Origin of the sequence: Synechococcus sp. R60.1, assembly GCF_047461835.1 — a bacterium.
GTDB lineage: Bacteria > Cyanobacteriota > Cyanobacteriia > Thermostichales > Thermostichaceae > Thermostichus.
Genome location: NZ_JANSIA010000082.1, coordinates 1 through 13,960, shown reverse-complemented (window position 1 = coordinate 13,960; position 13,960 = coordinate 1). Strand labels below are relative to the sequence as shown.

General features: G+C 60.0%; 13 protein-coding genes. 8 read left to right on the top strand and 5 right to left on the bottom strand.

What is annotated here, in order from left to right; genetic code table 11:
* Positions 1 to 251 precede the first annotated feature (251 nt).
* The 3 genes from NW834_RS11095 to NW834_RS11085 all read right to left on the bottom strand — a co-directional run bounded on the left by NW834_RS11095 (position 252) and on the right by NW834_RS11085 (position 2,389).
* Positions 252 to 947 carry an alpha/beta hydrolase gene (locus NW834_RS11095; protein WP_414419534.1) on the bottom strand — a complete coding sequence of 232 codons (696 nt, stop codon included), beginning with the start codon at positions 945 to 947 and terminating at the stop codon, positions 252 to 254.
* 39 nt (positions 948 to 986) lie between these two features.
* Positions 987 to 2,000 (bottom strand): oxygen-dependent coproporphyrinogen oxidase, encoded by a 1,014-nt coding sequence (gene hemF, locus NW834_RS11090; protein ID WP_414349961.1) that lies wholly within the window; start codon positions 1,998 to 2,000, stop codon positions 987 to 989.
* A gap of 146 nt (positions 2,001 to 2,146) precedes the next feature.
* Complete coding sequence (locus tag NW834_RS11085) at positions 2,147 to 2,389, bottom strand: Ycf34 family protein (RefSeq protein WP_011434378.1); 243 nt, start codon at positions 2,387 to 2,389, stop codon at positions 2,147 to 2,149.
* 214 nt (positions 2,390 to 2,603) lie between these two features.
* On the opposite strand from NW834_RS11085, the gene NW834_RS11080 reads away from it, so the two are divergent.
* The 4 genes from NW834_RS11080 (at position 2,604) to NW834_RS11065 (ending at position 7,259) form a co-directional block, all read left to right on the top strand.
* Positions 2,604 to 2,900, top strand: coding sequence for a hypothetical protein (locus tag NW834_RS11080; RefSeq protein ID WP_011434379.1), 297 nt, complete (start codon positions 2,604 to 2,606; stop codon positions 2,898 to 2,900).
* 1,051 nt (positions 2,901 to 3,951) lie between these two features.
* Positions 3,952 to 4,524, top strand: a complete 573-nt coding sequence (locus tag NW834_RS11075) for a phycobiliprotein lyase (RefSeq protein WP_041436880.1) — start codon at positions 3,952 to 3,954, stop codon at positions 4,522 to 4,524.
* 35 nt (positions 4,525 to 4,559) lie between these two features.
* Positions 4,560 to 5,249, top strand: a complete 690-nt coding sequence (hypB, locus tag NW834_RS11070; RefSeq protein WP_414343585.1) for a hydrogenase nickel incorporation protein HypB — start codon at positions 4,560 to 4,562, stop codon at positions 5,247 to 5,249.
* A 123-nt stretch (positions 5,250 to 5,372) separates the two neighbouring features.
* Complete coding sequence (locus tag NW834_RS11065) at positions 5,373 to 7,259, top strand: AAA family ATPase (protein WP_011434384.1); 1,887 nt, start codon at positions 5,373 to 5,375, stop codon at positions 7,257 to 7,259.
* Positions 7,260 to 7,320: 61 nt separating this feature from the next.
* Here the strand turns inward: NW834_RS11065 and glcD are convergent, their stop codons facing one another.
* Complete coding sequence (glcD, locus tag NW834_RS11060; RefSeq protein WP_414418693.1) at positions 7,321 to 8,832, bottom strand: glycolate oxidase subunit GlcD; 1,512 nt, start codon at positions 8,830 to 8,832, stop codon at positions 7,321 to 7,323.
* A gap of 71 nt (positions 8,833 to 8,903) precedes the next feature.
* Here glcD and NW834_RS11055 point away from each other — a divergent pair, with 71 nt between their 5' ends.
* The 4 genes from NW834_RS11055 (at position 8,904) to NW834_RS11040 (ending at position 11,766) form a co-directional block, all read left to right on the top strand.
* Positions 8,904 to 10,136, top strand: coding sequence for a class I SAM-dependent methyltransferase (locus NW834_RS11055; RefSeq protein WP_414418694.1), 1,233 nt, complete (start codon positions 8,904 to 8,906; stop codon positions 10,134 to 10,136).
* 128 nt (positions 10,137 to 10,264) lie between these two features.
* Positions 10,265 to 10,465: a 50S ribosomal protein L35 gene (gene rpmI, locus NW834_RS11050; protein WP_011434387.1), complete on the top strand. Its 201-nt coding sequence runs from the start codon at positions 10,265 to 10,267 to the stop codon at positions 10,463 to 10,465.
* 133 nt (positions 10,466 to 10,598) lie between these two features.
* The gene (rplT, locus tag NW834_RS11045; RefSeq protein WP_011434388.1) at positions 10,599 to 10,955 is read left to right on the top strand and encodes a 50S ribosomal protein L20; all 357 of its coding nucleotides are present in this window, start codon (positions 10,599 to 10,601) and stop codon (positions 10,953 to 10,955) included.
* A gap of 79 nt (positions 10,956 to 11,034) precedes the next feature.
* Entirely contained in the window at positions 11,035 to 11,766 is a 732-nt protein-coding gene (locus NW834_RS11040; RefSeq protein ID WP_414418695.1) for a transporter substrate-binding domain-containing protein, read from the top strand.
* Between the two features lie 169 nt (positions 11,767 to 11,935).
* Here the strand turns inward: NW834_RS11040 and purH are convergent, their stop codons facing one another.
* On the bottom strand, positions 11,936 to 13,759 hold the full coding sequence (purH, locus tag NW834_RS11035) for a bifunctional phosphoribosylaminoimidazolecarboxamide formyltransferase/IMP cyclohydrolase (RefSeq protein ID WP_414418696.1): 1,824 nt from the start codon (positions 13,757 to 13,759) through the stop codon (positions 11,936 to 11,938).
* Between the last annotated feature and the right edge of the window lie 201 nt (positions 13,760 to 13,960).

Below are 13,960 nucleotides of genomic sequence, written 5' to 3'. Positions count from 1 at the left end.
GTTCTATCGTAACTTCCGCATTCCTCCCGACACTGACCCTACGGGTACAGTGCGGGGCTCCTGCGATTTCTAGCTGACATCCGAACCCGAAGGAGAGCCGGAAAACTGAATGGGGCAGGGATCCCTATCACTTGCCCCTCGAAACCCTGAAGATGGCGAGAACCGGAGCTGTGCCATTGAGGAGCTTGCTAAGTGCTGCACAGCCTTGCTCAACACCTGAATTAGGGTCATCCCAATTGGGTCAAACTTCTTCAGGTTTTCACTTCCGAATCTCTCCTATCCAACAGGTTTTGCAACCACACCTGAATATCCCGCAGGCTCTCCGGGGAAACTTCATGGCCCATCTCGTACTCGCGATAGGTAAAGTTCAGTGGCAGCGGGGCAAAATAATCCCGGATCTGACGGCCAAAAGCAATCGGCAAAACAGCATCAGCAGTGCCATGAACCACCAGGATGGCCAGGTGTTTCATCCGCTCCGGCTCCACCGCCTCGGCCAGGATCTCTGGAGATAGGCGCCCACTCATTGCCACCACCCCCGCCAGCTTCTCCGGCTGGGTCAGAGCCAAGTACAGGCTCATGATCGCCCCCTGGCTAAACCCCAGCAAATACACCTGCCTGGGATCCAGGGCAATACCCGGGATCCCACTGGGCAGCGTCTGTTCTAGAAAGCGGCTCAGGAGCTGGAGGCTATTGCGCGCTTGCTGGGGATCCCCCACCAGCCCTTCCGGTGTCCAGGCCATTTCAAACCAGGCAAACCCGCCTCCACTCCAAGGAATAGGGGCTCTCAAGCTGATCACCGCCAACCGGGGATCCAGATAGGGGGCCAACTGGAACAAATCCCCCTCGTGGCTGCCGATCCCGTGCAGCATCACCAACACAGGTGCGGGTCCTAAGCCGCCCTGTCGGGGGGGCTGAACGCGGTAGGTGAGGGGGAAAGGAGAAAACACGCCACGGATCCTCAGAAGCAGAGACGGGGTATGGCCGGCCTACGCCCAATCCTGGGGCTGGCGGAGCACCTGGTAGAGCTTAGCTTCCCACGTGTCCGGCTGGGGCTCGTAGCCATATTCCCAGCGCACCAATGGCGGCAAAGACATCAAGATCGACTCGGTGCGGCCCTGGGTCTGGAGTCCAAAGATCGTGCCGCGGTCATAGACCAAGTTGAACTCCACGTAGCGCCCGCGACGATAGAGCTGGAATTGCCGTTCTCTCTCCCCCCATTCCATCCCCTGCCGCCGCTCCACAATCGGCACATAGGCCGGCAAGAAGGCGTCGCCACAGGTTTGCACCAACTGGAAAAGATGTTCCCAACTGCGGGATCCCACCCGCACCTGTAACGATGGTGGCTCAGAAGCCAGTTGTTCGGGATCCCCTTCCGCCTGGCCTTCAGGCCGATAGAGCAGCCCAGGGCGTTCATCCTGATAGTCGAAGAAAATGCCGCCAACGCCGCGCGCCTCGCCGCGATGAGGTAGGAAAAAGTAGCGATCGCACCAGATCTTGAAAACTGGGTAGTAGACGGGATCCAAGCGGTCACAGGCTGCCTTGAGGGTGCGGTGAAAATGGGCCGCATCCTCCTCAAACAGGTAATAGGGGGTGAGATCCATCCCGCCCCCAAACCACCAAACCGGCCCCGCCTCGAAATAGCGATAGTTCAGGTGTACCGTCGGCACATAGGGGTTGCGAGGATGCAACACCATAGAGGTGCCTGTGGCGTAGAAAGGATGCCCTGCCGCTTCTGGACGCTGTTTCAGAATCGAAGGGGGCAGATGGGATCCGAACACCTCGGAAAAATTGACTCCCCCCTGCTCAAACACGTCTCCCTGCTGAATGACCCGCGAGCGCCCACCCCCTCCTCCAGGGCGTTCCCAACGGTCTTCCCGAAACTTGGCTTTTCCGTCTAGGGCCTCCAGACGGGCACAGATGTCATCTTGTAGGCGCTGCATGAATTGGCTCACCTGTTGACGGGCATCCACTGGCAGCGCTGTAGGGCTTGAGGCCAGCATCATAGTCTTCCAATCTCTCGAAACTCGACAAAAACCTCTCCAGCCCCCATCAAACCTCTCAGACTGGGAGAGCCGAACTGCCAAACTGAAGAGTTCTAACCTGGCCGGGCAAGAAACTCCCTGGAAATCCAGGCCGCTCTTGGATCTTACGTGGGAACCGCCTCATAGGGACGAAGTCGCGCCCATTTGTTCCGTTCCTCGCGAAAGCTCTGGCAGCCCACCACATCCCATTCCATCTCGGTGCCCCCATTGCGGATATTGACATTGATCTGGGGGCCCTGCGGCTCAAAATCCGGCGTCAGTGTGAGATGAGGTTGCTGATGCTGCGCTTCTACGGCATGGTAGGTGGTACAGCGATCCACGTAGTAGCAGTGAATACAAATACACATGGCTGCTGCCTGCAAGAAACGGTTCCCAATCTTGAGGGTAGCATCCTGCCTCCTTCCAGACGGCGGATCCCCTCTTTCTCAGCCGATTCTTGAGATATTTCTTAGCAAAGAGAGGCATCTCCTCGTCTCTCGTCTAAAATCTCGACATATTTCTCAGGCTGAGGCTTGATCTGCCCTTAGGATCAAACCATCCAGGCTATCCAGAGGAACTGCCATGAACACTCACACCCGCTACCGCTTCACCTGTACCCTCTCCTTTGGAGATATCTACGGCCAGATCATCGTTTGGCTGATTGTCATCTTTGCCAGCTTGGCCGCTGCCCTCTCCCTGATGAATAGCCCCCTCTACGCTTTTCTCACCATTGCTCTGATTTTGGTGATCTCCCTGCCTTTCCTGCTCTTCGCCTTCGTGACCACCCTGCTCAACCACATCGAGTTTGCCGTTGTCCCTCCTGAGGAAGAGGAAAATCGCGCTGCTGCTGCCGCTAAGTCGCCCGTGGCCGTCAGTTAGAAACAACTGGCAGTCGGTTGGCGCTTGTCGGATGGATCCCTTGCCCCAAAGACACCTGTGCTGAGTTAAAAAAACCTTGGCTCTCTTGGTCTAGCGCTTGAGTTGGCCCCTGCAAGGCGAGCAAGCGGGTAGCCTTTTATTGGCATTTTATTGGCAATTGTTTTACCAAAGAATTGGGTCTAAAGCCCTGCCGTTCACGGCAGCTTTTGTGCTGTACTCTAGACCAGTAGTAGAGTAGTCAACCACTTAAAAAACCCGGTAGTCCGGCGACTACGCAAGCAACCTGAATAGGTTTTGCCCTTTCTCTTCAACGGTACTTAGGGCAGAAGGGAACTGCCCCGCTTGGGGAGATGGGCACCGCTGTCGTAAAGGGGCAACCCGATACGGCAAGTGCTGTCTTGGAACCAAGAGCCAGAATCCTCTGCCTTTGGGCAGGGGAGTATGGTGACATCCTCCCGGCGCTCGTCCTGTGGACAGAGCGGGGGCCACCCTTCCCGTCAGCAGGACGGAGTCCTTACCTCGCGGTCGGGCATTCCTGCCCCACGCCACTTGTCTGGGTCTACAACCCCCGACAGACCGACTGAACAGGCAGTTTCCCTTCCCCAGCCTCCCTGGCTACTGCCAGCTCGCAAAACAAGTCTAATCCCAGGGAACGGTGCATCGGCAGACAGGATGGACTCCTGCACCCAGGAACCCCTGTCCACCGGCCAAGAGCAAGATGCTATCCACTCGTTGATTTCCGGCAAAGTGTAGTTGTATACGTCCCGGCCAATCTCCAGCCACGCCAACAGCAAGGCCTCCGTCCCGCTGACGCGAGCGGCTTGTTGGGAGGCATCTGGATCAATCCGGTGCTTGTAGGTTACACCAGCATAAGTAGGTTTTACTACAGATTTCGCTCAGAGGTATGGCGGGGATCCCTGTATCCCGGTGCTCACCCTGCGGGTAGAGCGCAGGACTGATTGCCCCCGCACCACCGTTAGCTAAATCGTTGAGTTGCCCTGCAAGCTAAGATCGGCAAACCCTGTTCCATCGATGAGGATCCGCGTCGGCCATGATGACCGTAATGGAGTTTTTTGCCCTCAGTGCTGGGGAGTGGATGTGCCAACGCACCAGCCATCACTTGGCTTTTCGCCGCTCTGAGGGTGGGAGGTCGCGGCTACAAATTGCCACCCTTGCGGCAACCGATCCAGCAGTCATCCGGGTTTGCGAGTTGTTCAGGGTGGATCCCCGACGAGCTGTGGGAGCAGCGCGGGTGCGGTGGGATGGCGAGCAGGAGTGGGACAACGAAGAGTACAAGGGAGACGTGGTGCTGGTACCTATCCCCGATGAGACCGATCCCATGCGCGGGCAGTTGCTGCGGGATCAGGGCTACGCTGAGAAAGTACCGGTGGCCGGTACCTATGTCATGGGATCCGATGGCGCCCTTACCCTTTACACCCAGTATGAGATGACTGAGTCGGAAGAGCGCATTTGGTTTGCCAGCCCCAACTTGCGCCTGCGGGCCAGCACTGTCAAGCGGTTCGGTGGCTTCAGCATGGCTTCTTTCTGCTCCGAGGTGCGTAAACTCTCCGTCGGCCCTTCTCCCACCCCTACGGTGGCCGAATCCAGCTCTTTCCGCAGCTAGAGCGTTTTCTCCTCAACCGCAACACGGGTTGTGCCATGCACCAAGTCTTGGATCTGGGGATTAACCTGCTCCACGCCAATCAACACCAGGCCGACCACAACCGGGAGCATTTTGATGCCTGGGGAGTAACCTGTCTGAACCTCATGAGCGCGCCGGGGGCGGGTAAGACGTCTTTGCTGGAGAAAACCGTGGTCGCTCTTGCCGGCTCGCTGCGCCTGGCGGTGATCGAGGGAGACATGACGACCCAACTGGACGCGGAGCGGTTGCGTCGCTACGGGATCCCGGTGATTGCCATCAACACGGGGCGGGCCTGTCATTTGGATGCGGCCATGGTGGCCGGGGGCTTGCAGCAATTGGAAGCACTGCTGGATCCCCAACAACTGGATTTGCTGCTGGTGGAAAATGTCGGCAACTTGGTCTGCCCGGCGGAGTTTGAGGTGGGGGAACACGCCAAGGTAGCACTGCTCAGCGTCACAGAAGGGGAAGACAAGCCTCTCAAGTACCCAATCATGTTTCGAGAGGCGGATTGTCTGCTGATCACCAAAGTGGATCTGGTTCCTGTGTTGGAGGTGGATTTGGATCGGATCCAGGCCAATATCCGCGAGATCAACCCTTCTGTGCCGATTTTTTGTCTTTCTGCCAAGACGGGTGACGGGCTGGAGCCCTGGCTGGGCTGGATCCGAGAGCAGATTCTCCTTGCCCAACACCGACGGCAGCCGCAGTGAAGGGTATCATACTGAGCATCTAGCCGTGGAACTCTCCTCACCTGAGCTGGCCAGGCAGGGGATGAGTTAGCACCTCTGGCGGGTCAATTTGCAGATAACTTGTGTGGATGGAAAATCCCGGCTATGGCCAATTTAAGTGACTTTGTACAGGGCATTGAGCAGTTGATCGAGCTGGCTCAGAAGCTGGACGAGAAAAAGCAAAGTGGAGAGCTGCGAACCGAAGTCCGCATCCAGGCCCGTCCTCTGGGCAGTTCTATTCCCCCTTCCGGCTCCATCCCCCGCCGCCGCAGCCCTGCCCAAACGGGGGATCCCCCCTGGAGCAGCGAGCCCCAAGTGATGTCTGCGGTTCGCTTCCAGGAACCGTCCAAGGCCGCTGTGCCCGACCCGCCAGCAACTTCTGCCGACCGCCCAGAGTCTTGGGCTGGGCCACGCCTCAAGGATGTGGGGGGACTGAGGGAACAGCTCCAAGCGCTGCGGGAGATGGTGGAGATCCCCCTCAAGCGGCCCGATCTGCTGGCCAAGCTGGGGTTGGATCCGCCCCGCGGCGTGTTGTTGGTAGGCCCCCCCGGCACCGGCAAAACCCTGACGGCCCGCGCCCTGGCCGAGAGCCTGGGGGTGAACTACATCGCCATTGTCGGCCCGGAACTGATCGGCAAGTACTACGGCGAGGCGGAGGCGCGCCTGCGGCAACTGTTTGAAAAGGCAGCCAAATCGGCTCCCTGTCTGGTGTTTATTGACGAAATCGATGCCCTAGTGCCCAACCGCGCCACTGTCGAGGGGGAGGTGGAAAAACGCCTGGTGGCCCAGATGCTGGGGCTGATGGACGGGTTTGTGGCCCAAAAGGGGATCGTGGTGCTGGCAGCCACCAACCGGCCCGAGGCTCTGGATCCGGCTCTGCGGCGACCGGGGCGCTTTGATCGGGAGGTGATCTTCAAGGTGCCGGACCGGGAGGGGCGGCGGGAGATCCTGGCCATCCACACCCGCGGCATGCCCTTGGCGGAGGATGTGGATCTGGACAGCCTGGCGGATCAGACGCTGGGCTTTGTGGGGGCAGATCTGCGGGGCCTGTGCCAGGCAGCAGCCTATGCGGCTTTGCGGCGGCAGGTGCCCGATTTGGGATCCCCCATCCCCGAGTCCCTGACGGTAACCGCAGCGGATTTTCAACAGGCTCTGCAACAGGTGAAGCCGGCGGTGCTGCGCTCGGTGGAGATTGAATCCCCGCAGGTGAGCTGGGATCAAATTGGCGGCCTGGAGCACGCCAAGCAGATTTTGCAAGAGGCCATCGAGGGATCCCTGCTGCACCCTGAGTTGTACGAGCAGGCTCAGGCCCAAGCGCCTAAGGGCATCCTCCTCAGCGGCCCCCCTGGCACTGGCAAAACCCTGTTGGCCAAAGCCATCGCTTCCCAGGCCAAGGCTAACTTCATTGCCGTCTCCGGCCCGGAGCTCTTGAGCAAATGGGTGGGATCCTCCGAGCAGGCGGTACGGGAACTTTTTGCCCGCGCCCGCCAATGCGCCCCCTGTGTCATCTTCATCGACGAGATCGACACCCTCGCCCCGGCGCGGGGAAGCTACTCCGGGGATAGTGGGGTCAGCGACCGCGTTCTGGGGCAGCTGCTGGCAGAGCTGGACGGGATCCGCCCCAGCCAGGGGGTGTTGGTGGTGGCCGCCACCAACCGCAAAGCCAGTTTGGATCCCGCCCTCACCCGGGCCGGCAGGCTGGAGCTGCACCTGAGCGTGGAGCTGCCGGATCGCAGCGGGCGACGGGAAATTTTGGCCGTTCACAACCGCAAGCGTCCCCTGGGGCCTGATGTGGACTTACAGGGGTGGGCCGAGCAGACCGAAGGTTGGAGTGGTGCCGACCTGGCCCTGCTCAGCAACCGCGCCGCCATTGCCGCCATCCGCCGCCACCGCGCCACTTCCGAGACGGTGGATGCCAAAACCCTGGTCATCCAACAGGAAGACTTCTGTCGAGCCTTTGCCGAGCTGCAGCAGCAACGCCAAGCCGGCTGATCCCAGCCTGAGGGCTATTCCCATCACGCCAGCGGTTCGGAGCACCTTCAAACTTTCAAAATCAAAAGACTGGGATCCCTTGCCATTCTGGTTGGCTGTGGGCGTGGGCTGACTCACCGCAGGTGCGGGGGGTGGGAAAGATCTTGCCGGGGTTGGCGATGTGCTGGGGGTCGAACACCTGCCGCACCCATTGCATGCTCTCCAGATCCGCAGGCGTAAACATTTCCGGCATGTAGCAGCGTTTGTCTGCCCCGATGCCATGTTCGCCGGAGATGCTGCCCCCCAAGCGCACGCAGAGCTTAAGGATCTCGCCCCCCAGTTTCTCCACCTGCTCCAGGGATCCCGGCACCGACTCGTCGTAGAGGATCAAGGGGTGCAGATTGCCGTCGCCAGCGTGAAACACATTGGCCACCGGATAACCGTACTCACGGCTGAGGCGCTCGATTTCCTTCAAGACAAAGGCTAGCTGGCTGCGGGGGATCACCCCATCCTGAACATAGTAGTTGGGGCTGAGCTTGCCCATGGCGGCAAATGCTGCCTTACGTCCTTTCCACACCCGCGCCCGCTCTTCCGGGTCGGATGCGACTTGCACCTGTCGCGCCCCATTTTTGAAGCACAGCGCCCTCACCTGTTGGCTGGCTTCTTCCACCTCCAGTTCCAGCCCATCCACCTCCACCAACAAAATGGCCGCCGCATCCCGCGGATAGTAGCCCAACTGCACCACATCCTCCACGGCATTGATGCTGAAGTTGTCCATAATCTCCAGGCCGGCGGGGATGATCCCGGCAGCAATGATGTCGGAGACGGTGGATCCCGCCGCTTCCACACTGTCAAAGTCTGCCAGCAAAACCTGCACTTGAGCCGGGGCCTTGACCAAGCGCAGGGTAATCTCGGTGGCAATGCCCAGGGTGCCCTCGGATCCCACAAACAGGCCCACCCAATCGTAGCCGGGCATCTCCGGGAGCTTACCCCCCCAGCGCACCACCTCCCCATCCGGCAGCACCACCGTCAGGCCGAGAATGTGGTTGGCCGTCACCCCGTATTTGAGGCAGTGAACACCGCCGGAGTTCTCCGCCACATTGCCGCCGATGGAGCAAACCGACTGGCTAGAGGGATCCGGCGCATAAAAGTAGCCTTGGGCGGCCACGGCCTGGGTAATCCAAGTGTTAATAACCCCCGGCTGCACCACCATGCAGCGGTTGTCCAGGTCGATTTCCAGGATCTGCTTCATCAGGGTGGTGGCGATGACGACGCTATTTTCCACCGGCAGGGCTCCCCCTGAGAGGCCCGTACCGGATCCCCGCGCCACAAAAGGCACCCCGTAGCGGCTGCACAGCTTCACCACCTGCGCCACCTCTTCTGTTGTGCGGGGCAGCACCACCAGCGCCGGCCTTTGCCGGTAGCTGACCAGCCCATCGCATTCGTAAACCAGCAGCTCCTCCGGCTTGCTGATCACCCGCTGGGGATCCAGAATCTTTTTGAGCTCAGCCGTCAGCCTGATCCAGTCGAAGGTGAGGCCAGTTTGCAGAGGATGAGAAGAAGTTTTTGCGCTGGCAGTGCGAAGCACTTTCATAACAGTAGGCTCAGCAGGATTTGGGAGGGGGATATTGTCACTATAGTCTTGCTGGCTCCAACAGATAGTCCATGCAGCCCAACTCCCCCAGCGCCGAACAAATCCTCAACCAAGTGCGGCAGCTCTACGAGCTCTACCCTTTCCCCCCGCAGCCCGTCAGCACTGTTCCCCCGCCAGGGTGGAATTGGCGCTGGAGCTGGCCCCAGGCCCATGCCTTTTGTACGGGATCCCATCCGGGTCGGCGCAAGGTGCGCATTCTGGATGCGGGCTGTGGCTCGGGAGTGGGAACAGAATACATTGCCCACCAAAACCCCAACGCAGAAATTTGGGCCTTTGATCTGAGCAGCCGCGCCCTGGAGATTGCCGAGGCCCGTTGTCGGGCTTCCCAGGCACCGCCGGTGCAGTTTCGCCAGCTCAACGTCTACGACATCGACCAACTGCCGGGGCAGTTTGACTTCATCAACTGCGTGGGCATGCTCCACCACCTGCCCGATCCCGTGGCGGGGCTGCAGGCTTTGGCCGGCAAATTGGCTCCCGGCGGGATCCTGCACCTGTTTGTATACGGCGAGCTGGGCCGCCACGAAATCCGCCTCATGCAAAAGGCCATCCGCCTGCTGGTAACGGGTTCTGAACACCAGACCCTTGCCTCGGCGGAGCAATTGCAGAGGGGTCTCCAGGTGGGCCGCCGCCTTTTCGAGATCTTGCCGGAAACCAACCGCATCCAGCAGCAAGAACGGGCCCGCTGGGCCATCGAGAACGTGGACGACGAATGCTTCGCCGATATGTACCTGCACCCCCAGGAAGTGGACTACACCATCGAGACTCTGTTTGAATTAATCCGGGCTTCTGGACTGCAGTTTCTGCGCTTTTCCAACCCGGAGTTTTGGCGGCTGGAGCGGGTGTTGGGCCAGGACGAGGCCCTGCTGGCTCAGGCGGCTCAGCTGCCGGAACCGGAACGCTATCGCCTGATCGAGCTGCTGGATCCGGTGGTGGCCCACTACGAGCTGTTTCTCGGCAAGCCCCCCATCCGCTGCTGGGAATGGACAAGCCCGGAAAGTGTAGCATCAGCCATTGCCCACCTCAGCCCCTGTCTGGGCCTGTGGCCGGGGCGGAGCATTTTCAACTATGCTTACGAAGCCATCTCCCTGAGCGAAGAAGCCTTCGCCTTTCTCCAACAGGTGGACGGGATCCGCACCGTCCAAGAGATCCAGGCTGGCCTAGAGTGCCCCCTGAGCTTTGAGCAACTGCAACGCTTGCTGCGCTGGCAAGTGCTGCTGCTGGAGCCTCAAAACTCAATCTCCTGAGAGTTTCTCGACTGCTGTCATTTGCCTCAGCGGGACGAACCTTGGCATTTGCCCTCTTGTTCTTCTATGGCTTATCCTAGAAAGCTGTGACCTTTAGCTCTGGCCCCGCGTATTCTGGGGTTGTCATCATGCCCAAAATCAAAACCCGCAAGGCAGCAGCCAAGCGCTTCCGCCTGACCGGCAGCGGCAAGTTTATGCGTCGCAGGGCCGGGCACAACCACTTGCTGGAGCACAAAACCAGCAAGCGCAAACGCAAATTGGCCGGTGTGGCCCTGGTGGACAAGCGGGATGTGGTCAATGTGCGCCTGATGTTGCCCAACACCCACTAGCCGGGATCCCGCTCGCGCCGGCAAGAAGATTTCAGGGGCTGGCATTGGCGACAGCAGTTCCGATCCCGTTAGCAGGACGGAGTGCTTCTACCCTTCAGTTTGAGTTTGTTCAAGTTCCTATTGAGTTACTGCCATGAGAGTCAAACGGGGCAATGTCGCCCGCAAGCGCCGCAAAAAGATCCTCAAGCTGGCCAAAGGCTTTCGGGGAGCTGGTTCAAAGCTGTTCCGCACCGCCAACCAGCAGGTGATGAAGGCTTTGCGCAGCGCCTACCGGGATCGCCGCCGCAAGAAGCGGGATTTTCGTCGCCTATGGATTACCCGCATCAACGCGGCCACCCGTGCCCAGGGCCTGCGTTACCACGAGTTCATCGATGGTCTCAAAAAAGCCAATATCCAGCTCAACCGCAAAATGTTGGCCCGCTTGGCTTTCCTGGATCCAGAGGCCTTTACCCAGGTGGTGGAGGCAGCGCGCCAGTCTCGCGCCTCCTGAGGAAGTTCCGACGGCTATCCAGAAGTCCTTCCTGGCAGCCATTCTGGCCCTCGCCTGCCTGGGGAGAGGGATCCCTACTGTGGCTCGTCCTTGGCCGGAGATTGTGGATTCTGGACGGCTGCGCGTTGCCGTAAAAGACAACTTGAGGCCGCTGGGGTTTCGCACTCCCCAAGGGGATCTGCAGGGGTTTGAGATCGAGCTGGCTTGTGAGCTGGGATCCCGGCTGTTGGGCTCGGCAGAGGCTGTGGAGTTGGTGCCGGTCTCGAATGTAGAGCGGCTGCAGGTGCTGGCTGACGGCCAGGTGGATTTGGCCATTGCTCAGATCGGCATTACCCCGGATCGGGCGCGCCAGGTGGAGTTCACTTCTGCTTACTATCAGGATGGCCCCAGCTTGGTTGTGGCTCGTTCCCACAACTGGGAAAGCTGGTCGGACTTGCGGGGCGGTCGCGTTGCAGTCTTGCGCGGTTCCAGCGCCATTCCCCTGCTGAATCGATACCTGCCAGGGGTGGAGTTGGTGCCTGTCGATTCCTACCGAGAAGGGGCGGAACTGCTCCTGAAAGGGGCGGTGCAGGGGTGGGCAGCAGATCGCTCGGTGCTGGCAGGGTGGCTAGCAGAGCATCCCCGTCGCGAAAGCGCTGCGGAGCAACAGTTTCAATTTCTGGGATCCCCCTTGGCAACGGTGTGGCTGGGCATTGCCATGCCCAAGGGGCTGCAGCACGCCGAATTGCGGCTGCGGGTGCGCCGCGAGCTGGAAAACCTGCGCGCTGAGGGCTGGCTGGCAGAGCGGGCCAGAGCTTGGGGTTTGCCCTGAGCCGTCCGCATAGAGACAGCGGTGCAGAGCACTGTACGTCCAGACGTCGATTCCAAATAGCCACAAGACCCAGCCACTCTCCTAGAAGCACAAAACCGCCTGTCGGCAGGATTTCTAGCTTCCTTCTCCCTCCAGGAGAGGGGTCGGGGACAGGGGCAGTATCTCGAAGTCAGTGCAGAAAGTGACGTATGCCGGTGCAAACCATGGCGATACCGGCAGCGTTGGCAGCAGCAATGGAATCGGCATCCCGAATACTCCCTCCCGGCTGGATGATGGCGCAGATCCCGGCTCGGGCAGCCATCTCCACGCTGTCGGCAAAGGGGAAGAAGCCATCGCTGGCCAAAACAGCTCCTGCTGCTTGGGATCCCGCCTGCTGGAGAGCGATCTCCGCTGCTCCCACCCGATTCATTTGTCCGGCTCCGACGCCGAGCGTCTGCCTCTGCTTGGCGACGACAATGGCGTTGGATTTCACATGTTTGCAGACTATCCAGGCAAATTCCAGATCCGCCCACTCCTCCGGTGTGGGCTGGCGCTGGGTGACCACTTGCCAAGAAGGGGGGCTGTCGGTTTGCGTCGGTTCCTGGTCGCGACAGCGTTGCAGAGCAACAGGTGAATCGGCGTCTTGCACCAGAAAGCCCCCGGCCAGGGTGCGGATTGTTTGGGCAGGCCCCACACACAAGTCCGGCAAGATCAAGACCCGCAAGTTCTTTTTGGCCGACAGTAGCTCAGCCGCTTCTGGAGTGCAATCGGGAGCCACCACACACTCCAAAAAAGGCTCCACCAGCCGTCGGGCGGTCTCTGCGTCCAAGGGTTGGTTGAGGGCGACGATGCCCCCAAAGGCCGAAACTGGATCAGCAGCCAGGGCAGCCTCGAGGGCGGCAGCCGGCGATGGGCGAATGGCCACCCCGCAGGGGTTGTTGTGCTTAACCACCACCGCCACCGCTTGTTCAGGTTGCAAGAACTCCCTCCGAGCAGAGCCAGAAGACACAGAGCCCTTCCCGTCAGTGGGCCGCGTCGCATCAGCATTGCGGAGTAACAAGGTTAACTCTGCCGCCAGGGCACGGGCCGCCTCCAGATCCAGCAGGTTGTTGTAGCTCAGCTCCTTCCCCTGCAACTGCTTAGCCCGGTGCCAGCCGGGGGCAGCCGGATCCGTCACATACCAAGTGGCAGCTTGATGGGGATTTTCCCCATAGCGCAAGGTTCGCCAAGGGATCCCTTGCAGTTGAAACCCACCTGGTTGCGTCAGCGTTGCGGAGGAAGGAGAGGAGTGAGAAGGGAGAAGTGAGAAGGGAGAAGTGAGAAGCGAGGCTCTCTCCTCTTTTCTCTTTTCTCTCTTCTCTCCTGAGGGGGGATCCGGACACAACCCTGGCCGGGCCAGGTAATTGACGATGGCACGGTCGTAGGCCAGCACCTGCTCAAAGGCCCGACGAGCACACTGGAAGCGAAACGCCAGCCGCTCTGTTTCCCCATAGGCCCCGGAGAGCAGTTGCAAATACTGGGGGTACTGGCTGGGATCCGTCAGCACCGTAACGTAGGGATAATTTTTGGCTGCCGCCCGCGCCAAAGTGGGCCCGCCGATATCGATCTGCTCAAAAGCTTCCTCCAGAGACACTCCTGCCTGGGCCACTGTCTGTTCAAAAGGGTAGAAGTTGACCACCACCAGTTGGATGGGAGGGATCCCCAGCGCCTCTAGGTCTGCCCGGTCTTCGCTGCATTCCAGGCGGGCCAAAATGCCGCCGTGGATGCGGGGGTGCAGCGTCTTCACCCTTCCCCCCAAGATTTCCGGCGCGCCAGTGTGGGCAGAGACAGGGGTGACCGGGATCCCAGCTTCTGAGAGCGCCTTGGCGGTTCCCCCACTGCTGAGCAGTTGAAAGCCATGCTCTTGCACGAGGGACTGGGCCAGCGGGATCAGTCCGGTTTTGTCGGATACACTCAACAAAGCCAACGGTACAGAATCCTGTTCGCGACAGCGTTGCGCAGTAGCAAGGGGCATTGGAGGCGTTATCCAGTAGAGAAGGGCCCAGAGGAAAAAGCTGGCCGGGATACCCAGCCCAGCGCTCTCACAGCATACCCCGAAAGCTGGACCCTCTTGTCCAGCCACCTGGTTCAGACAAATCTTCAGCTAGAAATCGCAGGAGCCCCGCACTGTACCCGTAGGGTCAGTGTCGGGAGGAATGCGGAAGTTATGATAGAA